General features: G+C 44.3%; 21 protein-coding genes and 1 tRNA gene. 3 read left to right on the top strand and 19 right to left on the bottom strand.

Annotation, left to right across the window (positions count from 1 at the left end; genetic code table 11):
• Positions 1–299 precede the first annotated feature (299 nt).
• A complete protein-coding gene (locus tag QI63_RS06185; protein WP_158506658.1) occupies positions 300–974 on the top strand; it encodes a DUF2715 domain-containing protein in 675 nt (224 codons plus the stop codon).
• A gap of 181 nt (positions 975–1,155) precedes the next feature.
• Here the strand turns inward: QI63_RS06185 and QI63_RS06180 are convergent, their stop codons facing one another.
• From QI63_RS06180 to QI63_RS06150, 11 genes are all read right to left on the bottom strand, one after another.
• Positions 1,156–2,655, bottom strand: a complete 1,500-nt coding sequence (locus QI63_RS06180; protein ID WP_044014795.1) for an NAD(P)-dependent malic enzyme — start codon at positions 2,653–2,655, stop codon at positions 1,156–1,158.
• A gap of 543 nt (positions 2,656–3,198) precedes the next feature.
• Entirely contained in the window at positions 3,199–4,146 is a 948-nt protein-coding gene (locus tag QI63_RS06175) for an L-lactate dehydrogenase (protein WP_044014793.1), read from the bottom strand.
• Positions 4,147–4,356: 210 nt separating this feature from the next.
• Entirely contained in the window at positions 4,357–5,244 is an 888-nt protein-coding gene (locus QI63_RS06170; protein ID WP_044014791.1) for an Rpn family recombination-promoting nuclease/putative transposase, read from the bottom strand.
• A gap of 305 nt (positions 5,245–5,549) precedes the next feature.
• Positions 5,550–5,639, bottom strand: coding sequence for a BrnA antitoxin family protein (locus tag QI63_RS13430; protein ID WP_253729419.1), 90 nt, complete (start codon positions 5,637–5,639; stop codon positions 5,550–5,552).
• A 17-nt stretch (positions 5,640–5,656) separates the two neighbouring features.
• Positions 5,657–5,824 (bottom strand): hypothetical protein, encoded by a 168-nt coding sequence (locus QI63_RS13425; RefSeq protein ID WP_253673187.1) that lies wholly within the window; start codon positions 5,822–5,824, stop codon positions 5,657–5,659.
• Between the two features lie 15 nt (positions 5,825–5,839).
• On the bottom strand, positions 5,840–6,064 hold the full coding sequence (locus tag QI63_RS13510; protein ID WP_081984414.1) for a DUF488 family protein: 225 nt from the start codon (positions 6,062–6,064) through the stop codon (positions 5,840–5,842).
• Complete coding sequence (locus QI63_RS06160; protein WP_215904686.1) at positions 6,054–6,545, bottom strand: DUF488 domain-containing protein; 492 nt, start codon at positions 6,543–6,545, stop codon at positions 6,054–6,056. The genes QI63_RS13510 and QI63_RS06160 overlap by 11 nt, the downstream gene beginning before the upstream one ends.
• Before the next feature lie 5 nt (positions 6,546–6,550).
• Positions 6,551–6,778, bottom strand: a complete 228-nt coding sequence (locus tag QI63_RS13050) for a dual OB domain-containing protein (RefSeq protein WP_200877727.1) — start codon at positions 6,776–6,778, stop codon at positions 6,551–6,553.
• 550 nt (positions 6,779–7,328) lie between these two features.
• Complete coding sequence (locus tag QI63_RS06155; RefSeq protein ID WP_052185497.1) at positions 7,329–11,441, bottom strand: InlB B-repeat-containing protein; 4,113 nt, start codon at positions 11,439–11,441, stop codon at positions 7,329–7,331.
• Between the two features lie 12 nt (positions 11,442–11,453).
• Positions 11,454–11,663, bottom strand: a complete 210-nt coding sequence (locus tag QI63_RS13305; RefSeq protein WP_235619640.1) for a hypothetical protein — start codon at positions 11,661–11,663, stop codon at positions 11,454–11,456.
• Positions 11,664–11,722: 59 nt separating this feature from the next.
• Positions 11,723–12,340 (bottom strand): hypothetical protein, encoded by a 618-nt coding sequence (locus tag QI63_RS06150; RefSeq protein WP_235619639.1) that lies wholly within the window; start codon positions 12,338–12,340, stop codon positions 11,723–11,725.
• Positions 12,341–12,545: 205 nt separating this feature from the next.
• On the opposite strand from QI63_RS06150, the gene QI63_RS06145 reads away from it, so the two are divergent.
• The gene (locus tag QI63_RS06145; RefSeq protein ID WP_044014788.1) at positions 12,546–13,694 is read left to right on the top strand and encodes a glycosyltransferase; all 1,149 of its coding nucleotides are present in this window, start codon (positions 12,546–12,548) and stop codon (positions 13,692–13,694) included.
• A gap of 48 nt (positions 13,695–13,742) precedes the next feature.
• Here QI63_RS06145 and QI63_RS06140 read toward each other — a convergent pair whose 3' ends face one another.
• The 3 genes from QI63_RS06140 to QI63_RS06130 form a co-directional block, all read right to left on the bottom strand.
• Positions 13,743–14,816 (bottom strand): DUF2804 family protein, encoded by a 1,074-nt coding sequence (locus QI63_RS06140; RefSeq protein WP_044014786.1) that lies wholly within the window; start codon positions 14,814–14,816, stop codon positions 13,743–13,745.
• Between the two features lie 28 nt (positions 14,817–14,844).
• Positions 14,845–15,897 (bottom strand): s-methyl-5-thioribose-1-phosphate isomerase, encoded by a 1,053-nt coding sequence (locus QI63_RS06135; RefSeq protein ID WP_044014784.1) that lies wholly within the window; start codon positions 15,895–15,897, stop codon positions 14,845–14,847.
• A gap of 66 nt (positions 15,898–15,963) precedes the next feature.
• Positions 15,964–16,047, bottom strand: a tRNA-Leu gene (locus QI63_RS06130).
• Between the two features lie 86 nt (positions 16,048–16,133).
• Here QI63_RS06130 and QI63_RS06125 point away from each other — a divergent pair.
• Positions 16,134–17,978, top strand: coding sequence for a DEAD/DEAH box helicase (locus tag QI63_RS06125; RefSeq protein ID WP_044014782.1), 1,845 nt, complete (start codon positions 16,134–16,136; stop codon positions 17,976–17,978).
• Between the two features lie 428 nt (positions 17,979–18,406).
• Here QI63_RS06125 and QI63_RS06120 read toward each other — a convergent pair whose 3' ends face one another.
• From QI63_RS06120 to lsrK, 5 genes are all read right to left on the bottom strand, one after another.
• A complete protein-coding gene (locus QI63_RS06120; RefSeq protein ID WP_044014780.1) occupies positions 18,407–19,255 on the bottom strand; it encodes a carbohydrate ABC transporter permease in 849 nt (282 codons plus the stop codon).
• 31 nt (positions 19,256–19,286) lie between these two features.
• The gene (locus tag QI63_RS06115) at positions 19,287–20,222 is read right to left on the bottom strand and encodes a carbohydrate ABC transporter permease (RefSeq protein ID WP_044014777.1); all 936 of its coding nucleotides are present in this window, start codon (positions 20,220–20,222) and stop codon (positions 19,287–19,289) included.
• Positions 20,223–20,344: 122 nt separating this feature from the next.
• A complete protein-coding gene (locus tag QI63_RS06110) occupies positions 20,345–21,652 on the bottom strand; it encodes an ABC transporter substrate-binding protein (protein WP_044014775.1) in 1,308 nt (435 codons plus the stop codon).
• A gap of 133 nt (positions 21,653–21,785) precedes the next feature.
• Positions 21,786–22,139, bottom strand: coding sequence for a cupin domain-containing protein (locus tag QI63_RS06105; RefSeq protein WP_044014773.1), 354 nt, complete (start codon positions 22,137–22,139; stop codon positions 21,786–21,788).
• A gap of 183 nt (positions 22,140–22,322) precedes the next feature.
• Entirely contained in the window at positions 22,323–23,897 is a 1,575-nt protein-coding gene (gene lsrK / locus QI63_RS06100) for an autoinducer-2 kinase (protein WP_044014771.1), read from the bottom strand.
• Positions 23,898–23,915: the final 18 nt, after the last annotated feature.

The following is a 23,915-nucleotide window of genomic DNA, read 5'->3' as shown; positions in this document are numbered from 1 at the left end:
CAGTCAGTACGAGGACGCCCCAAAAGTTGATTGCTTTCGGGGCATCCCAGCAAACTGTCCAAAAACTTTAGTTTTTTGGACAGCCGCAAATGCCTTACGATAATTATGCGGAACTCCGCGCGATGTATCTGTCCCGATTTCCGCTGTTGTATGAACTACACACTGCACAGAAAAGCGGCAGCTCTACAAAGAGTGCTGATAAATCCAGCCAAATAAACAACTTACAGATGAATGCTTGTTTTTTTTTCGTCAGATGTATACTCTTTTTAAGACGAGACTCGACTATTAGGAGGCATGCAATGAAAAAAATAATAGGACTCTTTTTATGTATTCTAATTGGTGCAGTAAATAGTTTTGCTGCGGAAATTATTTTTTCACCCGGTATCGGATTTTCATCGTATACAGTGCGAAGTTATGAAGTTATAATAAGCGGAGGCACTCTTAATACTTCAGATAAAGCGGCAACATATACTATTTTTGCTCCCGCTGTAGGGCTTGATATGCATTTTACTCATGAAAACAGCGGCTTTACCTTCAGTCTTATTAATAACGCAGCGCTCCCTGTCGGCATATATAAAAGCGGCGGCTTCGGTGCCGAGTCAATGAAAGTCCACGGTTTTATATGGGACGGCCAAATGCTGTTCGGTTATACGTATGGAATTAAACAGCCTTTCAGTATTCATGCCGGTATTGGTCCAGGTCTTGCGCTGGGAAGATTTTGGACGCGCTCAAATGGGCAAGGTTTGGAAAATTTTTATCATGCGTGGACACCAATAGCATTACATATCGGCTTCCAATATATTTTTACAAAGCATATCGGTATTAATATAGGACTGCATGATATGATAAGTTTTTCAGGACTTTTGCGTAGTATGGAAAAATCAAATATCGCTGACGACAATAATAAAGTCGGATCAACATTCGGCTTCGGTAATGTTTTTACGTTACGGATAGCTGCGGCGTTTAGATTGTAATTTGGCTGTTTATTATCGCTGTAGTAATCTACAACGGTCTTTATGTCTTATATAACTTTTATAACTTTCATGCCGACTTTGCCGCTGCTATGCGCAGCGGCAAAGATTATAAATGAAGGTTAAACGGTTATTATACCGCTTGGCTTTTTAAACAAAATTTCCGTATTCAGAAAGCTTGTTTTTATTTGCTACGCTGATTTTTAATTTGTTCAATCGCGTAGTCCATCGCTTGATTAAAAAAGTCTTGCGGCGGTTCTTTGATAAATCCGCTATCCATCAGCTGCTGCGTCAGCGCTCTGCTTTCGGCAATCTCGGCCTTAGCCTGCTTAAAGGCTTCATCCCATGTAATAGTGATACGGGCAAGACCTTCTTTTATTGCCTGCATTGCAACATCGGCCGCTTCAACAGCAAAGACATCCTCATCATCCATCTTTACGACAATATTTTCGGGATTGATGCCTTTTTTCTCCGAATAGTCGGCAATAGAGTGCGCACAGCGGATCGCCATACCATCGGAAATTTTCCGTGCGCGGACAAGCAGCGCCCCTTTCAAGATGCCGGGGAAACAGACGGAGTTGTTGATCTGATTCGGGAAGTCTCCGCGTCCGGTACCGACGATGAAAGCGCCGGCAGCTTTAGCATCGTGCGGCCAAATTTCGGGGATGGGATTTGCGCAGGTAAACACGATGGGTTTATCGCCCATAGAGGCGATCTGCTCTTTGGTTACGGTATTCGGGCCCGGCTTGGACAGAGCGATCAGTACGTCGGCGCCTTTCAGTGCTTCGTCAAAATCGTTTATCCGGTTGGGGTTCGTCGTCTGGCACAGCTCCCATTTACGGTAATAACGTGCATCAGCTTTGATGTCTTCGCGGCCTGCATGGAGCGCACCTTGAGAGTCGCAAACAATCATCTTCGCCGGATCTCCGCCATCCTGTAGGATAAGGCGTGCAATCGTCGTGTTGGAAGCGCCTGCACCGAGCAGTACAATGCGGCAGTCTCCGATTTTTTTACCCGCCAGTTTCAGCGCATTGAGTAAACCGGCAAGCGTAATACAGGCCGTTCCTTGAGCGTCGTCATGCCAAACAGGAATGTCGCATTCTTCCCGCAGCGTATCCAGAACTTTAAAGCAGTCCGGCTGCTGAATATCTTCCAGATTAACTGCACCGACGCTCGGTTCCAGCATCTTCACAAAGTCGATAATCTTATCGGGGCAATGTTTACCGGCAGGGAAGTTGTATTTCTTTTCTTCATTCGGCTTGACGTAGGAATCGATACAGATGGGATACGCGTCCACGCCGCCTAAGTACTTCATCAGCATACATTTTCCTTCCATAACACCGAGACCGCCGGAAGGAGAACAATCCCCGTCGCCCAGTACGCGGGTGGAATCGCTGACAACGGCTACAAGGTTTCCTCGATTGGAAAGCATAAAGGAGCTGTCATGATTATCGCGGATGCCGGTAGAAACGGCGGAAACTCCCGGTGTATACCAGACATTGAACCAGTTAAACCCATAGAGCCCGCATTTTGGGACGGTTTGCAGCTTTCCGCCATAAAATTCGTGTGTTAACAGCGAAAGCTTTTTTAAAAAAAGCGTTTTCGCCGCCGCTTTTTCATTTTCCGTAAAGTCGGAAGGGAAGTGTTCCGTAATAGACTGTAAATCTTTATTGATAGTTTTCATGTGGTAAGTGTAGCATGGTTACAGTGTCCCTGCAAGCTATCCTTTTGAAATATACGGTGCATCTGCGTTGTCGCTACGCCGAAATAAATGCTCGACGTACAAAAAGTACGCCTCCGCTTTATTTCGGCTAGGCTCCTAGCATCTACGCCGTCTATTTCAAAAGGCTAACGGAAAGGGTGCAGCTACTTCGTGCTGCACATAAATTAATCCTCAACGTGGCAGAAGCGGCACGGATGCCGCTGGTTCTAAACAGTAACCAGTTTGCTTGCAAACTGGCAGCCCAAAAATGAACAAGGATGTTCATTTTTGGGCGTGCCTGCGGGTGTTTTTTGTACGCTCCTAGCATCTGCATCGTCTATTTCAAAAGGCTTACGGTAAAAGGCTTTTCAGAACGGACACGGATGTCCGTGAAATTGAGCAGCAGCGAGTTTGCCCCGCAAACTCGACGTTGACCAGTGTACACGGAAGTACACTGGTCAACGGGCTTACGGAAGGGGTGTACAGGAGATGCCGCTGCTGAAATCCTATATAAAAATATGCTTTTTAACAGATAGACAGATATGCGTCGTGAAGCCGCTGGGCGCTGGCTTCAAGCGCTGATTGTTCGTCCTTGGGAAGTTCGCCTTCGATGATTTTTTCGACGCCACTTCTGCCGACAATGCAGGGAACGCTCAAACAAGCGCCGTGCAAGCCGAATTCTCCGTTTAGAGCCATCGAGACGGAGAGGATGCTGTGTTCATTACGCAGAATGGCGCCGGCTATTCTGGTAAGCGCCAAACCGACAGCAAAATAGGTTGAGCCTTTGTAGTCGATGATATGATAGGCGGAATGGCGTACTTCGTCCAAGATTTTTTCTTTATCGAAGTGAATACCCGAGCTGCACGTGCCGCTGCCGCAGTATTCGTCGATGCGCCGTCCGGCTATGGTGGTCATCGACCATGCGGCAAATTCGCTGTCGCCGTGCTCGCCGAGGATGTAGCCGTGTATATTACGGGCATCGACGCCGCATTCTTTGCTGAGTACGTAGCGGAAGCGGGCGGTATCCAAGACGGTACCGGAACCGATAACCCTACCGCGATCCCAACCGCTTGCTTCGAGCGCCACCTTTGTAAGAATATCGACGGGATTACTCACGAGCAGCATGACGCCTTTGCAGCCGCTTGCGGCAATTTCTTTTGCAATAGTTTTGATGATAGCGGCATTGCGTTTAAGGAGGTCTATTCTCGTTTCTCCCGGCTGCTGTTTTGCACCGGCAGTTATCACAATGATATCGCTGTCGGCATAATCGGTTTGACTGCCGGTGTGGATATCAACCTGCGGCAAAAACGGCAAACCGTGGACAAGATCCATCGCCTGCCCTTCTGCAAAGTTTTTATTCATATCGGTGATTGCAATCTCATCGGCAAAACCGCTTTGAGCCAACGCATACGCAAATGTAGCCCCGACAGAACCCGCACCGACAATCGTTACTTTTCGTTTCTTTTGATCCATAACGTCTCTCCTTATAAAAAATTAAAATATTGCCTACTCTTCAAAAAAGTATAAGCGCTTCCATGCACCAATCATTATACACTTTTGGGGAGAGAAATTATAGAGAGCCTGATTGTAATTAGATACGGTTCAGCCTATCAGTGGAAAATATAGCCCAAGAGACAGGGCTTTCGCAAGCAGAAGTGGCGGGAGAATTGAGCGCACCTTCCTCTATAGCCTTGCTATTTCTTCAGCACTTAAACCGGTTACTTGCATAATCATTGCAGTATCAGAATGGAGCTGCTTTAAAATTCTTGCACTTTCAACAGCTTTGTTATGAGCACCTTGTTCTATACCTTGTTCTATACCTTCAGCAAAGGCTATTTCACGTTCTTCTGCACGTTGTACGGCAATATCTTCTTCATAATTATATTCGGCCAGCAACATGTTTATTACCTCCTTCGTCTTCCGTTCGAGATATTCTCGCAAAACATTATTTGCTATACATTCCTCAATGGCTTTTTGAAAACCATGTACCGGATCAAGCTCTTTCCATTTTCTCACTGTTTGGACAAAAATGCTATATTCATTGATGGGTTTACACAGTTCCAAGAGCGGATGTTCATTATGCTGATTTATGTTTACCACTTTGACAATTAATTCCAAGTTTGGTTGTTCCGTCTGTTCCTTAAATGCGTGGGATAGTTTAAGCGCTTTATCACAGGGATATGGTTCTATTCCATTATAAAAGACATAAAATTCCGGTGTCGGGATAGTGAGCAGTTTACGGCTATACTTTTCTTTTGATTCAAAAAGTTTCTCATACAGACGGCTGACATACTCAAGACAGCGCAATGGCATATTAGGATTAATAGTCGATTGATGCTCGGCAAGGACAATAATTTTGTTTTCGACAAGATACGAGACATCATTGGCAAAGCTCATATACATCACTTGTTCAAGCTTGATATTTTCTAGTAAGGCAACATCATGCAACTGAGTACCGTGCAAAGCATTGTAGAGGGACAAAAACCTCTCTTTTGCTTTTTCATCGGTGCTGAACAGATCGACAAAAATAGAGTCCTTATAGTTACGGTTATCCGGTACGGTTTCTAACATGATAGCAGTATAGCATACAAAGCTCGATAGTGTAAGGTCATCGGAGTCAGAGATACCGCATCGTATCAAGGGTATAGATTCGCCTTTCTATTCTCCCTCTAGTGGGGAAAGTATACAGACCTATCAGGCGGCACATTTACACTTGAAGTTTTGCTATTGCGTAATAGCAGCGGTAAAACAAATACATGTTTTTTTGGGGGATAAGTTAACTTTGTTTGAAAATATTCTTCAAGTAAATCAAGTCTTTTAAAATATATTGAAATGATAGTAATCAATATAGTGCAATTAAGCCTGTCAGGAATATTTTAATAATCACCTATAGTAATAGCTTTTCTTAAAATACTGTTGATTCTCGTCTGATAGCCTTTACCTAAAGACTGGAGTACAGCAAGAATATCCGCATCTATTTTTTTTATAGAAATTGTTTTTTAACGGGCGTTGCATTCCAATATGCTTCATGCGCCGGTCTAAGCCTTGCAATTTGTTCTTTTGTCAGTTTTGGACTATCCTCATCATACAATATAGGATAGTTTTTTATTTCTTCCAATCTTTCAGCCGTTAATTTTTTTGAAGTAATCATAATATTCCTCCTATATTAAAATAGGTGAACTATTTCAATATTTTCCCAATTTCGTGCTAAATATTCCGCTAATAATCTTCTATGACACTGGTCGGGACGATCTTCACTACAAAGTAACACACCGTTGATGATCTCGTCTTTTTTTATGATATTCAGTATATTTCTTTGTTCAATAATTCTTAAATACTCAACTTCATAATCTGCCCAGGTAATTTCTTTCTTTTGATAATTACGTAACAAGTCTTTTGGTTGTCATTAGACTGCCGTCATATAAAATATGGTTTGCATAAACACCGATTCTCTCTGAAATGCCTTTAGTAACAAGGCTAAATCTATGGCAGTCGGCAGGTTCTTTTTCCGTGCATATAAGAGCAATACGATATCCTTCTTGTAGTCCTTTTCTAATTCTTTCTACCCCATTAATAAATATGGGAAGCTGCTTTACTTTATCAAAACTGACAGTATCGTTTGTGTAAACACAGTTTTCTTTACGCCTAGCACCGAATTCCTTACTAAAAGATGAATAATAGATACGATTGTGACTTGTCACTCTCTGTAAATTCTCTTTATTGAATTGAGCCGTATGCTTGCTATAGGGAGTAGATCGAACGTCAATAACGACATTAACTTCATGCTTTTTGAGAATATCAATGAAAGATTCGATAGTGTGAATCGAACACCCTATTGTGTAGAGCCTACCTCCGCTGTTTATTGCACTCATAACCATCAAAAGATTCCTGCTACAATTTTATGATGACAGCCTGTCGCGTCAAAAAGTTCTCCCAAGCTGATACACAATATATTATTATGCGCTTTTTGACCATTATTTATAGTATCAAAGTTCGGATCCGTACAAGCAAGATCATACAGTATTCCATTATAGTCAAACACTACTCTTCTTCTTTTATTTTGATTTTCATCTATAACTTTTGTCTGAAGATTTTTGACTTTCACAAGATACAATGACTGATTAATAGCAATTTGCTTTTGTGTAATAGCATTAGGATCTACCCAATCCTTCGTACCCCATAAATCGAGAGGACTATCTAGAAAATTAGATGGAATCTAATCCAGTTTTTAGTAATCAATTCCTTTCCGGCAACACAATATCCGTGATGTTTTATTGAATTTGCAAGTATCAACACCGTCTTAAACATATATTGCTCCTTCGTTTTAGTCGTTGAGCTATACAACAACATTAAACATGCTCCCAACTACATACACAGACCAATACAGACGACTTGTAACGGTCATCATCTCTTCAAGTTTATTATTTCAATCGCAGATAGACAAGTATCCTTCTCTCTCCTCATAATATCATAGAACGCTCTACATCTTCAATCTATACGGATGCGGTACAACCGCCAAACCGGTTCGTTCTACCCCGCTGCCAAAACCTTAGTAAAGGAGCAAATCACGCCCTACCCATAAAAAAAAGCCGTCTTACGCAGGATTTCTCCAACATAAAACGGCTTTCCTTTCATTCAAAATTATTGCTTAGTAACTACTTCCACCCTATCGTATAGATTACCTTTATGGTTCCTTTCGAGCGGGTTCCATCATGGTTATCTACCTTGTACGTAATAACGAAGTCTTTTTCCTCGCCACCGGCAAGGGTAAAGTTTTCGTCATAGGTGATAGTTACGTTTTTAAACGATATGGTTTTATAGTTAGGATCCATACCATCATAGCCGTTCGGACGTGGAAGCTGGGGAACATCATCGGTAATACCATCATTATCCTTATCAACTTGGTTAATATGGACAGCGTTTTTATTGATCGTCCATTCCCCTTCGCCTTCATTGTATTTCAACGCAAATACACTATTGTTATCTAAACATTGTTTCCTATATAGATCGGGGCCAATTCCCAGAGCATACCGCACATATTCAGTACGCCAATAGTCATGCCGATTAGATTTAACTAGATAATTCGTAAATCCTACTTTTAAATTGGGAAATGAGGTATACCCAATATCCACCAATGCGGATCCCTTCTCTTTGTTTTTACCTACAGTAATCAAATCAACTTCTTGTACATAATCGCCTTTATTTCCGTTAGCCCACGATTTCTTTTCGTAAGGAAAACTGTATTCCCATTTTTCTGTCTTATCGTTACCGCCGCCTTGTATCGATACGGAAAGATTATGTGCTAAATGGACACCATCCAGATATTTAGGACTAAAGTGAGCTCCGTCTGCTGTACTCCACGACTGTAAATCTACATTCTGTATTTTTGGAGTTACAGTTAACTGCATATTAGGCTTATGCTTAAAGGAGGCTGTAACATTAAATACGCGATCAACAACTACCGTTTTTTCTGTATCGGAAGCTTGGGCGTCAATATCGTTCCACTGATCAATAATGAATGCTCCATTTTTCGGCGTTGCTTTAAAGGTAACGGTTTGCCCCTCTCGAACGTTTGCTCCGCTCTCAATAGATTCTCCATTAACGGTTGCGGTAACGGTACCTTTATTTTCGTCAGTGGAAGCAAAGGTAACGGGATAGAGCTTTTTAAAGACAGCTGTAACAGAAAGGGGATTTTTCACCTGTACCTGCACCTCAGAAGCTTCACCTTTGTCGGAAGCTTCATCCCAGCCTTCCCAATGATCGAGGTAATAGCCGGGCTCTGCTTTCGCTTTAAAGGTTACGTTTTTGCCCACTTCCACTTCAGTATTGTTTTCATGCGGCTTTTCATCTATAAAAGCGGTAACCGAACCTCCTTCTACCGGTTCCGGCGCAAATGTTACCTTAAACTGTTTCAACTTAAAGAATACACATACCGTGGTCTTTTTTTCCTTTAGCGTTACTGTTATTGTTTTATTGGAGGACTCTCCGACTGTCCATGAGTCAACTTCATACAAAGGCTTGGGGTCGGCGGTAAAGGTAACGATAGTGCCTTTATCAAGCTCCGTGCCGTTTTGCAGTTCAACATCTTGGTTCTCTACTCTTGCCACTGCTTTTAGAGTTCCGTTAGAATCGCCGGTAAAGAAATACAACTTTACTTTTTCAGCAGGAGGTGCAGAGTTCGATTTAAATTGCACACCTATAGTTGCATTCTGAGTTACGGTATATTCGGCAACGAGTGGGTTACCGGCATCTTTCTGTACAGCACCTACCCAACTGCCGACAACAAAACCGGCAGCAGGACTTGCGGTTAAGGTAATAACGGAACCACGATCAACCGTTGCTCCATCTTGTACCGGCTGTCCGTCTATTACAGCGGCAAGCGTGCCACCCTTATCGGGAGTATGACGGAAGTGAATAACGGCTGTACCTTTTTTTACTTCAACCTTAACAGCATCACTTACTACTTCGGCGGTCTTATTGTTTTTGGGGTTTGTATTGGTTACCTTGCAGTAATAGTATTTTACTCCTTCTGTACCGGTCGGGAAATAAAATGCAGACGCCGTATTTCCCATACCGGTTGAAACCGGTGTACCACCAGTATTAGAGTTCGAAGCATTTTCGTACCATTGGTAGCTCAAGTTTTCGTCTGACGGCGTTGCATTCGGTATAACCTGTACAAACCAATCACGAGCCCCCTGCATAACAGACTGCGATTTAGGCTGCTCCTTAATCGTTACAGCCGCTGCCGTATAATCAGGATTTTCTACCCACTTGGTCTGTAACGGCAGTTGAGTTTTCCGGTAAGGCGAATAGCCCGGTTTTCCTTCATTAGGTTCTGCCGGTTGTGTAAAACTTCCATTTTTAGGGGCATGATACTTATCATTTGCAATATACTGTTTAACCCAAGAATACAGAACAACTGTTCCGTCAGCGTTAACATACCCTATAGGGTCACTCATATAAAACGGTTCATTAAACAGCTGATGTTCTCCTGAAGCAGGGGCATTATAGTCCATCCAGTTTTGAGGAACTTTATTTCCAAACAAATTTTTTAGATAACTGGGTTCGCTATAGTAGAAGATGAATTTGGAATAAGTATCCATCGCAAACATTGAATTGTCAAGACTTTGAGTACCAATTGCAGGACCTGAAAGTGAAGTAAATCGATAAAAATAAAACCGCTCATCGTTTGGATCATGGGCAGGAACGAACCCCCCATGTTGTGCCCAACGATCTTTTCGCGTTCTATAACGATAAAACTTTACATTTTTTGAAGTTTTAAGACTGGAGCCGAAATTCGGTCCATCATAGCTTTCAGGTGTTCCCGTCCATACACCGGGTTTAAATCTATAGGTAGGAACGTTTGTGTCGTTATTAAAATCGCTGATATACACAACCCAACTATCAAATTGGGTAGCAGAAAAGCCGTTGGAATCTGCCGTATATTTGGTAAACGGATCTTCATTCGGATCAAAAGTTTTCTTAACCCATTTCAATCGACCTTCTGGATCTTTCGGGTTTGAATTGGGTTTATTTTCATTAAATTCGGGAATAGAAGGAGGCACAGTTCCAGGGAGATCGTTATTGTCCTCATCACTTTCCCCACCACTTCCCCAATCTTCTCCGTCATCAGGATCATTAGGATTGGACGGATCGCCCGGATTGGAAGGATCAGCAGCTTTCTTTTCACGTGTGATTTTTACAATCTTTATAAATTGGCCGGAAGGCTCCTGCACTGTAATTTCAACAGCGAGGTAGGCCTCTGTCCCTGCAGCTAACGGAACCGAACTGCCGGATAGTAACCTTACTCTACCTACAACCGGCGTTTGGGCTTCATCGTTTTTTACCAGACTTACGGTAATATCCCGCTGTGTTACTCGTTTTGTATCGTTCGCAACGGAAAGAGTATATGTCCCATTATTATCGGGTACAACAGGAGTTCCGAATACCGCCAGTTCTTTTACCAATACCAATTCACTCAAAGGTTTTTCCTGAACCTTTTCGCGTGTTACCATAACAGTTGTTTGTACACTGTCATAAAGATCGGGCGGGGTAATCGTTACTGTAACGGCAATTGGCACCTCGGCGGCTAGCTGTACGGAACCGCCGGTAACGGTAATAGTAACACTGTTATTATCTATTTCATTTTTCTTTTGCGCATCCGAAAAAAGACTTACGCCAATCTCATTTTTTGTTATTTTGTTAATTTCGCTCGGTACGGTAACCGTATAGTAAGAACTGCCGTCAGCCGATGGCGGAGTTGCCGAAATACCATATACTGTCAAATTACCAAGGTATACGGTATCCTTAGGCTGCCGTGTTATCTTTATTGTTTTTTCTATAATACCATACTGTGAAGCCGTAGGCTTAATACGCAGCAGCACCGGAACAGGAGTATTCGTTACCAGAGGAATGGAACCTCCGGCAAGCTCAAGGGTAAAATCTTTATCAAGCGTCAATTCTTTTTCTAACTTGGCATCGGAATAGAGCTTTACCTTAATATGTGCAACATTAACGGAATCTAATTTACCGGATACCGGAACGGTATATTCCGCAGAAGCATTAAAATTGGGTGCATCAGCGCTTTTTTCTACATGGGTATCTGCCACCGTTATCTCGCCTACATACAGCGGCATTTTATCCGAACCTGCCGACCGCGGGTACCATGGGGTTCCTATCGACGGTTTACATGTCGAAAACATCAACACCGCAGAAGCGGTACAAAGCATTACAGTAATTGTATTTATAATCTTTTTAGGCAAATACATAAATGTACCTCCTTAGACCTTAAAGGTTAACCCGATTGTGAGACCAAAATCGAGCGAATTTAAATAATACGAATTAAGCGGGTGATTAAGCACATCAACATTAATAGGAGGATTTTTGGCTGCCCCTCCGGCTTGAGCCGCAGTAATAACTTTTTGCGGCATTGTTATATATTTCGGTCTATACACCGTATATGATAAGAACGCTCCAAACAAAATCTCCATTCGGGACAGGAACGGCTGGTTATATTCAAAGTAGCCCTTAAAAGTAAAACCGATAGGGTTTATTTTTTTATTTGTTCCGGAGTAATTAACAGCGTTCCTGTTTCGGGAGAAAAATCAACCTTTCCGCCGGTAGCTGTTTTTAATGCTTCAATCTGTTCCGGCGTTAAATTGCTGTAAAGTTCATATATCGGTTGAGGATCCATCGGCATCCGTATACCGGTGTTAAGACCGACTGCGATACGGTTACCTAAAAAATATGAGCGGACACCCGTTGTAAGCGTTAACACAGGAGTCATGTGTATACGGCAATAGACATTAACTGGCACCCCGATACCTGCATCAGCCTGTCCCGAAATCTGTCCGGTAAAGCCCTGCCCCAGGCCGAGCGCGAAGCTCCAGCCCAGTCCGCCAAATATACTATTATCTTGTAAGCGGAAGTATTTTATTGAATCGAAAATATAGGTTAGATCTGCTTCTCCGACGGTTATATAGCCGAGCGATCCTTCCATTTTGTCGGCACCTAAGTAATCCCTATCCTCTTTATTAATCTTCGGACGTGTCAGTGAGCCGGTCAAATTCGCCTTTACTCCCAACGTAAAGCCGGAATCAAAAGCATATAAATGGACGGCAGCGACAGCAAACAGTACCACCGCCAATATTTTTTTATGTAAATGCATATTTTCTCCCCATTTTTAGATACCACCAGGTATCTTCAAATACTATTAAAAAGACTTATTTATGCTATCGGCAACGATATTGTTTGTCAAGCCACCCACCTATTGTCAAATGCTCCAATTCATGGCAGCAGCGGAAAAACTTGGTTACAACGTTTCAATACCATCGTCTTTACGCTTACAACCTCTTTTTGATATAGTGTTCTTAATGAAACAACGTATCGGCTTTTTATATCTAAAGACAGGCGGCGGGCATATTTCCGGCGCCAATGCTTTAGTGTCATTCTTAAAAGAAAAATATCCGGATAATGCCGAATATATACCGCAAAATGGCTTCAAAAGCACCAATTGGGTTGCGCGCATTTTTTTTGAAAAAGGATATCTTGCAACTTCAAACTACTTTGAACCCGGTTACGTTGCGTTCTATCAGTTAACAAAATCGAAAACCGTTTTAACCTTTTGTGCATGGCTGTTACGTCCGTTTATTGTAAAAAATCTGGTAACATTTCTTAAAGCTGAAAAAATAACTAAATTGGTTTGTCTACACGAAATACTTATTCCGCTGGCACGGATTGCTATCGATAGAGTAAACCCTAACATCCCGCTTATTTCCATTGTGATGGATCCGTTCACCGCACATCCGTCCTGGTTTTATGTAAAAGATACCGAGCTTATTGTCTTTTCTCGGAAGCTGCAAAAAGAAGCGATCTCGCACTGCGGCTTTAAGCCGGAACAGGTTCATCAATTTCCTATTATGCTTTCACGGAATTTTGACCGGCGGTATACCCCCGACGAAAAAATTACTGCTAAGAAAAAACACGGCATTCCGCTTGATAAGAAAATCATACTGGTTGTCGGCGGCGGAGAAGGCTTAAAATCGACGCTTGCTATTGTCAACGCTTTTATTTTTCAGCGCTGTCCTGCTCATTTAATCGTTATCTGCGGCAAGAATAAAGTGTTAAAAACACAACTGGAAATTCTCCTTAAAACCACGAATATTTCCAATATTCAGGTATTCGGTTTTGTTTCGTTTATGCCCGATTTAATCAATGTGTCCGATTGTGTGATCACCAAAGGCGGACCTGCTACCGTTATGGAAACCCTGTCTGCCGGTAAGCCGTTAATCCTTGCAAGCTATGTGCGTGGACAAGAATTCGGGAATATGCTCTATGTTGTTAACAACAACCTCGGTTGGTATATTCCAAAACCACGGAAGATAATAAAAAAAGTAAAAGAGATAATCGCCGATGATTCCGTATTGAGCTCTATAGAACAAAAAATCGATACGATGCATATTCAAAACGGACTGGAGCCCATTGCCGATTTTATCTATCGTTTTCCGGAAGTACAGAGTTAAGCACAAAACTAAAGGAGAAAAGCTGCGGTAGACACCTGCCGATGCCCTTTACATTCTCATCCTAACTTTTTTTGCGATGCCTGGGAAGCCTTTTAATTTGAGCACTACGCCGTCCTCAATTAAAAAAGAACCTTCAAAAGTACCGCAAATAGTCTTATAATCCCGCTGCCAGACAAGGATATTCAGGTTCCGCTGGGAGATTGCACTGGGGGTAAAGGTTAAATCAACCATGCTCTCGGTATCTTGGATAATCCATTCCTTGGAAGAACCGAACGGATATGTAATACGTACCGGCGGCAACGGAATACGTTTTCCACCATAAAACAAAATATTGTCATTATAGCTGTAGCTGTCGGGAGCGATGGAATTACTTAAATGGAAAGAAACTTGGGTGCCATCAATAACGCCTAGTCCGATAACCACACTCCGCTTTGTACGCAGTGTCGTATATGTTTTTCGAAAATCCAAAAAGCCGACTGCATTTGCTTTATTCAATTGTATATCTTGATTGTGCCCGAACGTAACCCACCCGTTTACGGCAAATGAGCGGAAATACACGGCTTGGCACCGGCGGTTCACAAAAGAAGGGATAACGGCGGAATAGTCGGTGCATTGCGGCGAACGTGAATCAAAATCAAGTCGCCCCTCGCATGACGGACGGTCGTTGGCAGCAAGAAAATCAAAATCGGCATAGAGCATCCCTTTGGAAAGGCGGGAAAAAATACGGATATACCGCCGTTTAACGCGGCAGGTTGCAACACTGTACGCAATGTACTTAGGTAGATGCACAAAACCGAGCGGCAAAAGCTGCCGGTAGGCAAGCAAGCGGTTCGTTTGCCGGTTCCACAGTGTTGTTTCCATAAAAGCAAAATATCCGCCGTAAAAAAATTCGATTTCACCGATAAGAGTATCATCGCAAAAGAGGAGCCTCAGTGTGTCGGTTATACGGGTATCCGTAATGAACGAAGGAATCGGTAAATCTCCGAACGGTTTTTTAACGCCCCGTATGTCAAAGGTATGAAACATCCCCGAATACGACCCATACAACGGTACTGCATTTTCGATGGGACGGCGTGGAGCCGGAGTAATAATACGGGTATAAGGAACTTTTTGTATATCCATAGTAATAACCTAGCAATCTCGTAACAATCTAATAGAACCGCTCCTGCGGCGTATCGAAATACGCACCGAGCTCTTGGGCGCGGTATATTCCCTTATCGGTTACGACCCCACGGATAAGCTGAGGTGGGGTAATATCGAACGAGGGATAAATACCTTTTACCGCAGGATGCGTATGCCGCACTCCATGGCACGAAAGCGTTTCTTCAGGATTGCGCTGCTCGATGCGGATATCAGCGGCAGTTTTTTTATCCGCATCCGGTATGCCGGTTACATAGTACGGTATATCGAACTGCTCTGCAAGCAGGGCTATCTGAAACGTGCCGATTTTATTTGCGATATGACCGTCCCGCGTAATAGTATCCGCCGCTGAGGTAAAAAGATCGACTTGCCCTTGCTGCATCATATAGGCAACCATATTATCGGTAATAACGGTGGTATCGAAGCCCATATCGGCGGCACAGCTTGCAGTTAAGCGGGCGCCTTGCAGGAACGGCCTCGTTTCGGCACAGATTATTCTCACGGGATTATTGCTCGCACGGGCAGCCTTCAGCATCATCCCGACAATCGTTTCCCCAAAACACTGGGTAAGAACGCCGCCTCCTTGCGGAAAAAGCTCTGCAAGATAGCCTCCAACCTTTTCCATTATACCGTAGCGCCGATTCAGCGAATCTATTGCAGCGTTAAAAAGGGCGGTTACTACATCTTGCCCCGCGTTCAAGGCATTTTCAGCCGTAGTGAGGCAGCCGGTAGTAATCAGTCCCATTCTGTTTGCCGTCGTCGGGCGCGCATGAGCCAACCCCTGCGCTGCCTCTTCAAGAAAGCGCCGCTGCTTCTCTGCCCCCTCATTCCGTACTTGATATGCGGCAAGCGCCATTCCCATAGCGGCAGCCGTATACGGCCCGGCGCTCTGGGTTACCATATCGGCAATCGCCTGCCGGACTTCCTGCCACGAAGAACATTCAACGTATGTTATTTTTTGGGGATAAATGCGCCGGTCAAGGATTCTGACACGTCCTTTTTCATACCATGCGACATTTTCGTATTGCAATAAAAATGCAAGTCCTGCGTCTTTTCGTTCCATATTTCATTTTTAGTAGTTTTGATAGATTGAAGACCGGTGGGTTAACGGCGGCTGGGTTGAAGAACATGCCGGCGAAGGGACTTGAACCCTTACGGAGTTGCCCCCAATAGATTTTGAGTCTATCGTGTATACCAATTTCACCACGCCGGCTTTCGAGGGAGTACTGTAGCATATTAAGTTTCTTTTGTAAAGTAGGCTATGAACTTATCGTCGTATCTGATATACTCGCACCGATTATGGATATATCTTTTAGAGATTTAGGACTCGATGAGTCCGTGTTGAATGCGGTAGCGGCAAAAGGATTTGAAGAGCCGACGCCCATTCAGGTGTTGGCAATTCCGCGCCTCTTAAACGGTGATGCGAACGTTATTGCAAAGGCGAGAACAGGTACCGGTAAGACAGCCGCCTACGGATTGCCGCTTGTACAGGAATTGAGGGAACCGCGGGAAAAACCGCGTGCGTTGGTATTGGTGCCTACTCGCGAACTTGCGCTGCAAGTCGCTTCGGAAATAGAATCGTTTAAGGAAGGAACCCATCCCCGTATCACGACCGTATACGGCGGCGCATCGATTGTCGAACAATTACGAAACTTAAAGCGCGGATGCGAAATTGTTGCCGGAACCCCCGGCCGTGTTATCGATCATTTGGAGCGCGGCTCGCTGAATTTGGACAGTATCGAATATTTTATTTTAGATGAAGCTGACGAAATGCTGAACATGGGCTTTATCGAAGATATCGAAACGATATTCAAAAAGGCAAATCCCGATTCTCGAGTACTGATGTTCTCGGCAACGATGCCCAAGCAGATTTTGAAAATTGCTGCCGACTTTATGGGCGAATATGAAATTGTAGAAGAAGAGGCGTCGGAAGAACCGCTGCCGCTTACCGAACAGTTTTTTTGGATGGTGAGGGAAGAAGATAAAAGCGAAGCCTTAGTTCGCCTGATCGACACCGCCGAAAACTTTTACGGGCTGGTCTTTTGCCAAACCAAGGTTGACGCCGATGCGGTTGCGAAAGAACTTGACGAACGGCATTACGAAGCCGCCGCTTTGCATGGAGATATCCCGCAGGGACAGCGCGAAAAAATCTTGAGCCGTTTTCGGGCGGGGAAAACCCGCATTCTCGTTGCAACCGATGTTGCCGCCCGCGGTATCGATATCGAAGGGATTACGCACGTTGTCAACTATTCCATTCCGTATGATGGCCCCACGTACACCCACCGTATCGGCAGAACCGGACGGGCGGGGGCAAAAGGGACGGCGGTAAGCTTTATCCGCCCGAATGAGCGGCGCAGGATCGACTATTTGCGCCGCCATGCACGAGGCGAGCTGCAGGAAGGAAAAATCCCTTCTATAGAGAAAGTCCTCGCGCAAAAACAAGAGCGGCTCTTTTCCGATCTGCGGCGTCAGCTGGACACCATCCGAGCCGAGCATACGGTCAACAAGCCCTTTATCGAACTCGCCCGAGAACTCTTAGCCGGAAATAAAGCAAGCCTCACCGCCACTGAAGAAACCGCCACCGTATCCTACGCCGAGAATACCGAAAGCAGTATCATAAATATTGACAGTGTCGAAGTGCTTGCCGCCGTGCTGCAGCTGCATTACGGTTCGGTACTGTCGGCATCCCATTACAGAAATATCAAAGTCCCCCGCACGGAAGACAAGCGCGGAAAATCCTCCGGCGGGAATACCGTCCGGCTCTATATCGGATTAGGCAGGAAGGACGGGACAAGCAAGCGGAGCCTCGCACAGTTTTTCAGTACGTTGCTTTCCATTCCCGAACACGCGGTTGATCGTATCGAATTATTCGACCGTTTTTCGCTCGCAGATTTACCGGCCGACGCCGCTCACGAGGCATTGAGGCTTTCAAAGAAAAAAAACAATATGCCGCATATCCACATCGACACAAAATCGGATAGCGTAAACGAAAAGAGTCCTCATACAGCCGGTTATGCAAAAAAAAGCCCTTCACGAAAGCTGCGTGAAGGGAACCGGCGCGAAGCCTTTTTCCGCGACAAAGACACGAGAAAGAAACATCCCGTCAGTGCAAGCTCTGCCTCCGCCTATAAAAAGCGGAAATAGCCTGTTGAACAGTGTACATTCATGTACGCCGTTCAACGACAAGTTTTTCTCACGAAAAACTTGCTGCTGTGTGGAACCACCGCCATCTTTATCGGAAATGATACGTTGAGGATTTTCAGCAGCAACGTTTTGGCCAGCCAAAACTTGCAAGTTTAAGCGGCAATGCCGCTTAAACATTGGCAAGGATGCCGCTGGTTTAAACAGAAGCGATGTTTCGGCATCGCCCGAAACTCGCTGCCAAAAGCGTACAAGGATGTACGCTTTTGGCAATGCGACACAGTAGCTGCACCCTTTCCGTAAGCCTTTTGAAATAGACGGTACAGATGTTAGGAGCCTAGCCGAAATAAAGCGGAGGCGTACTTGCTGTACGTTGAGCATTTATTTCGGCGTAGCGACAACGCAGATGTGCCGTATATTTCAAAAGGTGGTTAGCCTTTGCGGGATTCGTATACAACCGACCCCCCAATAAAATATTTGGAAAGTCCGAAGAAGATCAACATCATCGGGATGCTGGCAATAACGGCGGCGGCCATCATTGCACCTTCGTCGGTGCTCCGTTCGGCTGTAAATGAGGTGATGTACTGCGGAATGGTTTTCATCGTATCGGACTGGGAAACCAGCAGCGGCCACAGCAGGTTATCCCACTGCGTCCTAAACGAAAGGATCGCGAGCGTTGCGATAACGGGTTTACAGTTCGGCAGTACGATATGCGAATAGATGGAAAACTCATGCATACCATCCACACGTGCTGCATCCAAAAACTCATTCGGGAAGGTGATAAGGTATTGGCGCATCATAAAAATACCGAATGCGCTCACCATAAAGGGCAGTATCAGCCCCGTGTATGTATTTTGGATATGCAGCTTCGTCGCGATCATGTACAGCGGTATCATAATAGCTTCAAACGGAATCATCATGGTTGCCATAATCAGCATAAAGATGAGGTTTCGTCCGCGGAATCTAAATTTAGCCAGTCCGTAACCGGTGATGGATGCGAGGAGAACCGTGGTAAATGACACGCTAATTGCCACGATAAACGAGTTGATAATATTCCGAACGTAAATGTAATTGCCGTCGTTGCCTTTCATTGCCGTTATAAAGTTGACGTACTGCCAGCTTTCGGGAATCCATTTATACGGCATCTGCATAATCTCTTTTCCCGACATAAATGAAGCGGTCAACATAAAAATGAGCGGCATCACAGTAAAGGCAGCAAGCGCCAGCAATAATACCAGTTTAATAACCGAAAGCGCTCCCGTCGTCATAGATTGTTTCATATTTAACTCCTATGCGTCTTACGGCACTCTTTTAATAATCCGTCTCGTCGGGTTTTGACGAGCGGAATTGCAGCCATGTTAAAAGGAGCATCATTAAAAATAATACGATACTCATCGCGCTTGCACGGCCGATCCGCTGCAGCTTAATACCGGTCTGATAGATATTCAACGTGATAACGTTAATCGGCCCGAGCGACGCTCCATTCTGAGTAAAGAGATATTGGGTGCTGAACGTTTTTAAACACTGCAGCATCGCCATAATTGAAACCAATACAACCGTCGGTTTCAGGAGCGGCAGCGTAATCGACCAAAAGACTTGGAATCTATTTGCACCGTCGATTAAAGCCGCTTCGTACACCACCGGAGGAATGGTCGAAAGACCGGTAATAAAAAGAATAACAAAGTATCCGATATATTTCCAAAAATATACAATCATTGTAGAAAGTTGAAGCATCGTACTGTTTAGCAACCATTGATGGTCAACACCGGGCGTGGAAAGAAGTTTATTAATCCAGTAATTTCCCAGTCCGCGAGGATCAAAAATAAGCAGCCAAATCGCCGCAGCAACAACAGACGATAGAATAGCAGGCGTGTAATACGCTATCTGAAAAACTTTTTTTAAACTGTTTCGCTGCAATGAGCTGATAAGCACCGCAAACAAGAGACTTAATATCACAAGCGGTATAAATGTTCCGAGCGTAAACACGACCGTTGCACGCAGCGAATTTAAGAATGACATCGGATTATCGTATCGGGAAGCGTCAAAAATATAGAAATAATTTTGCAGCCCTACAAACTTAGGGGGAATATTACTGAGAACGCGCTTATCGAAAAAGCTTTCGATGAATGCATTTATAATGGGATAAAAACTGAATACAGTAAAAAACAACACTGCGGGAATAACAAAAATAACACCCCACCGTGCGATTTTTTTTTCAATACCGCCGCTTTTTTTTGAGTTAGACATAACCGCTTTTCCTTTTACCGATGAGTACTAGACCTGTTCAATAGCTTCGTTGGCGAATAGGTCGGCGAGTTCTAACTCGTACAAATAGCACGAGTTAGAACATCGCATTGCAAGGTAACTATTTATTTTTTATTTTCTTCGTCAAGAATTTCTTGAGCCGTTGCTCGCAAAGACTCAAGCGCTTTTTCAGGAGCTACACCGGACAGCATAACCGACTCAACTGCCGAGCGGATTGCCGTTTGCAACTCAGCACTGTTCGCTCCGTAATACACCATGTGTCCTTTGTTCATATCGTTGATAAATACATCGGAATACGGCATATCTTTGAGTGTCTGCGAGTCGAGCAAGGCTTTGGTCGGCTGAATAATGTTACCTCCTTCGCGTAGGTAGTCTTCACCGTGCTTGAGTAAAAAGCCGATGAGCTTCCATGCAGCCTCCTGCTTCGCCTTGGAAATATCGTTGTTAACCATTAAGAAATGTCCGTAATAGCAAGCGGGAACTTCTTTAACTGCGTTCTTAAATTGAGGGAACGGAACAACCATCCATTCACCGCTATTATAGAAGTCGGGATTATCCTTGCGGATCCGTCCCTGCTGGTATAAACCGGTCGTTGCCATTGCAATGTCGTTATTGTCTTTGTTGAACAGGTTACGTGCGCTCTTGTAGGTGGGAGAGCCAAGGTTCTTTCCGGAGGGTCCCCAATCGCGCATAAAGGTAAGGAACTTGATCCATGCTTCATCGCCGACAATCGCTGTTTTTCCATCATCACTGATCAGCTGACCACCGAGCTGTTCCACCATCGGAACAAAGGCAACAAGATAATACGGATAGCGGAAATCGAACCCTCTGCGCACCAAAATATCACCGTCGCGGATAACCAATTTTTCGGAAACAGCAACCATATCTTCCCATGTTTTGGGATAATCTTTTTCGGGATCCAAACCGGCATCACGGAAAATCTTCTTATTGATATAGATACACCAGTTGGTAATTTCCAACGGCAGACCGTATACTTTTCCGTCTTTGGTTACGGCATTGAGAATTTCCGGCAAATAGCTGTCATAGATAGCTGCCTGATCGGCATAACCGGCAGCTTTGGGATCAACCGGAGCGACTCTACCGTTCGCAACATAAGAATATTCATCTTCGATAGATAAATTGAAAATATCCGGTCCCTGATTAGCCGCAAAAGCAGTCTGTACCAGTTCAATCAGCTTTGCAGCGCCCTGCGTCGTCCGCTCGACTTTGATATTCGGATTTGCTTTTTCAAATTCGGCGATAAGCTTTGTTTCAAGCTCCGTACGGGCGGGGTCTTCATGCGTCCAATAATGAAGCGTGATAGGTCCCTCTTCCTTTTTTGCCTGAGTACATGACATAAGAGCTGCAATCATCAGCCCCGCAGACAAAATGCCAATCATTTTTTTTAACATAGATTTATGCTCCTTCTTGCCCACATCTGTAGATTTGGTTGATTACGATGCGGACATCTTTTTATTTTCGCATACTATCGCTGAAAGGTCAATTGAAAAAGCAAAGTATGTCAACAAGAGCGCTCTGTGGCCTTTATTCCAATACCGGATTATCCACTTCAATTTTATCGTTGTCTTGATAGGGGGCAAGCGTCGATACCATGCGCATCACGGCATTGGATCGATTGATAACATAATGAACTTCCTTGGGCTCAATATGGATGAATTGCCCCTTTGTCAGATGGTGCATGACGTTATCGACAACGATATCTACCTCACCTTCAAGGATGTAAAAATTTTCTTCCATTATGTCGTGATAATGCGCTCTAAAATCCTGTCCCGGTTGGAACTGCACTATCGCAAAATTCATTCGAGGCCCTTTCATCAAATACTTCGGCCCGTGATCCTGAAAACGATACTCTTTATCTTTTTCATCTACTATAAACATATTATTCTCCTATTATGCTCTGGGCACCTCTAAAAACTCGGTTAGATTTGCTTCGCATCCTTCGGAATAGAGGTGCCCGTCGAGTTTTAATTTAAGTCTTTACAATATAATGACTTAAATTAAAACATCACAAGTTACATCTAAAGAAAACTTCTAAAACCTGAAGTTTTTAGAAGTTCCTTTCTATTTTCCGGTAATGCCCGGCGCAGCCCACATGTACTGCGTGATGCCGCGATCGCTCAAATCGAGTTGGGCATCGTATATATTCCGCCATATCTTGTACATTTCCATGTATTTTTTATGATGTTCCATATTCGGCTGTAGTGTCGTTTCGATTTTCACCATCGCCGCCGCCGCTTCTTTTATACTGCCGTATATACCGACGCCTGTCGCCGCGAGCATTGCCGCCCCAAGCGCGGTTGCTTCTTTTACGACCGGTATGCGCAGAGGCACGCCGAGTGCATCGCATACGATTTGCGCCCATAACCGGCTCTTCGCAGCTCCGCCGCCGAACGTTACCGCGGACGGCATTCCGCCTCCTTTTGATGCAACCAGCTGCATATGGCCGTAAGTGATAAGCGCAGTGCTTTCGAGGATGGAACGGTAAAAGGTGTATTTATTGAACAGCTCCGCTTCAAAGGTGAAGTTCGTAAACGTAGGGGCTGCATGGCGCCATGCGGAAAAATTCATAACATCGCTGAATGTACAGAACATACCGTTCGAACCAACCGGGATTTTTTCGGCGCGTTCATCCATCAGCGCATAGACATCCTTACCTTGTGCGGCAGCTTCTTTTTGTTCTTCGCTACAAAATCCGTCGCGGTACCAGCGCATCATCAGGCCGGGTTTAAATGCAAGCGCTTCATACTGCCAAAGATTCGGCTGTACATGGCAGTTCACCCGTATATCGCAGTCGTCCGATATGCTTCCGCTTGCGGTGTTATATTCATATTGCCAAAATGTCCCACCGAAAACAGCCGCTTCATTCGCTTCCGTTACGCCGACTCCGATTGTACCAAGCTGGGCATCTCCGCCACCGACAATAATAGGAGTTCCTTCTTTCAATCCGGTTTCTTTAGCGCCCTCTTTGCTGACGTGGGAAACGAGCGTACCGCATTCCTGTACCGGCGGGAAGATATCGCGTTTAAGACCGCAACGCTCTGCAATCGTTTTATCCCATGTCCGCTTTATCAATGAAAAAAGCCCGCTTGTAGAGCCGTTACTCGGTTCCACAACCAGTTTCCCGCTCATTTTATAGATAAGCCAGTCGTTAAACATACCAATAGAAGCAATGTTCTCATATACTTCCGGCAAATTATTTTTTACCCAAAGGATACGCGGCAGCGCACTGAGCGAATACGTTTGTCCGGTCTCAAGATAAAGTTCATGTTCAAGAGAGAGCGACTTTTTTTTAAGCTGTACCACTTCGTCCGTACTGCGCGCATCGACATTGGCACATGCCCAGATTTCTTTTCCTGTCTTATCGTATAAGATAATCCCTTCGCGCATACAAGTTGTCGAAACGGCAACGATGTCGGCATTGTTGATGTGTGATTTTTCCATTACCCCGGCGATACAGCGGCGCGCATAGTCCCAATTTTTTTCCCAATCGAAGTTCATACTTCCGGGATATTTCGGATCTTCAAGATGCTCCCATTCTTGCTGTACGCATTCGATTTGATTTCCTTTTACATCAAAAATGACAGCGCGAACACTCCCCGTACCGGCATCGATAGCCATCAAATACTTTTCACTCATAATTATCTCCCAATACTC

Origin of the sequence: Treponema sp. OMZ 838, from assembly GCF_000775995.1 — a bacterium.
Lineage (GTDB): Bacteria > Spirochaetota > Spirochaetia > Treponematales > Treponemataceae > Treponema.
The sequence above is the reverse complement of the archived record's forward strand: the minus strand, read 5'-3'. Positions and strand labels throughout refer to the sequence as shown.

What these genes read in the sequence shown, in the direction of transcription:
- QI63_RS13425 (WP_253673187.1), bottom strand. Translation starts at nt 5,824, where the DNA reads ATGATTACTTCAAAAAAATTAACGGCTGAAAGATTGGAAGAAATAAAA.
- QI63_RS06170 (WP_044014791.1), bottom strand. Translation starts at nt 5,244, where the DNA reads ATGTTAGAAACCGTACCGGATAACCGTAACTATAAGGACTCTATTTTT.
- QI63_RS06140 (WP_044014786.1), bottom strand. Translation starts at nt 14,816, where the DNA reads ATGGATATACAAAAAGTTCCTTATACCCGTATTATTACTCCGGCTCCA.
- QI63_RS06150 (WP_235619639.1), bottom strand. Translation starts at nt 12,340, where the DNA reads ATGCATTTACATAAAAAAATATTGGCGGTGGTACTGTTTGCTGTCGCT.
- lsrK (WP_044014771.1), bottom strand. Translation starts at nt 23,897, where the DNA reads ATGAGTGAAAAGTATTTGATGGCTATCGATGCCGGTACGGGGAGTGTT.
- QI63_RS06110 (WP_044014775.1), bottom strand. Translation starts at nt 21,652, where the DNA reads ATGTTAAAAAAAATGATTGGCATTTTGTCTGCGGGGCTGATGATTGCA.
- QI63_RS06115 (WP_044014777.1), bottom strand. Translation starts at nt 20,222, where the DNA reads ATGTCTAACTCAAAAAAAAGCGGCGGTATTGAAAAAAAAATCGCACGG.
- QI63_RS06135 (WP_044014784.1), bottom strand. Translation starts at nt 15,897, where the DNA reads ATGGAACGAAAAGACGCAGGACTTGCATTTTTATTGCAATACGAAAAT.
- QI63_RS06160 (WP_215904686.1), bottom strand. Translation starts at nt 6,545, where the DNA reads ATGAGTGCAATAAACAGCGGAGGTAGGCTCTACACAATAGGGTGTTCG.
- QI63_RS06185 (WP_158506658.1), top strand. Translation starts at nt 300, where the DNA reads ATGAAAAAAATAATAGGACTCTTTTTATGTATTCTAATTGGTGCAGTA.
- QI63_RS06180 (WP_044014795.1), bottom strand. Translation starts at nt 2,655, where the DNA reads ATGAAAACTATCAATAAAGATTTACAGTCTATTACGGAACACTTCCCT.
- QI63_RS06120 (WP_044014780.1), bottom strand. Translation starts at nt 19,255, where the DNA reads ATGAAACAATCTATGACGACGGGAGCGCTTTCGGTTATTAAACTGGTA.
- QI63_RS06175 (WP_044014793.1), bottom strand. Translation starts at nt 4,146, where the DNA reads ATGGATCAAAAGAAACGAAAAGTAACGATTGTCGGTGCGGGTTCTGTC.
- QI63_RS06125 (WP_044014782.1), top strand. Translation starts at nt 16,134, where the DNA reads ATGGATATATCTTTTAGAGATTTAGGACTCGATGAGTCCGTGTTGAAT.
- QI63_RS06105 (WP_044014773.1), bottom strand. Translation starts at nt 22,139, where the DNA reads ATGTTTATAGTAGATGAAAAAGATAAAGAGTATCGTTTTCAGGATCAC.
- QI63_RS06155 (WP_052185497.1), bottom strand. Translation starts at nt 11,441, where the DNA reads ATGTATTTGCCTAAAAAGATTATAAATACAATTACTGTAATGCTTTGT.
- QI63_RS13305 (WP_235619640.1), bottom strand. Translation starts at nt 11,663, where the DNA reads ATGGAGATTTTGTTTGGAGCGTTCTTATCATATACGGTGTATAGACCG.
- QI63_RS06145 (WP_044014788.1), top strand. Translation starts at nt 12,546, where the DNA reads ATGAAACAACGTATCGGCTTTTTATATCTAAAGACAGGCGGCGGGCAT.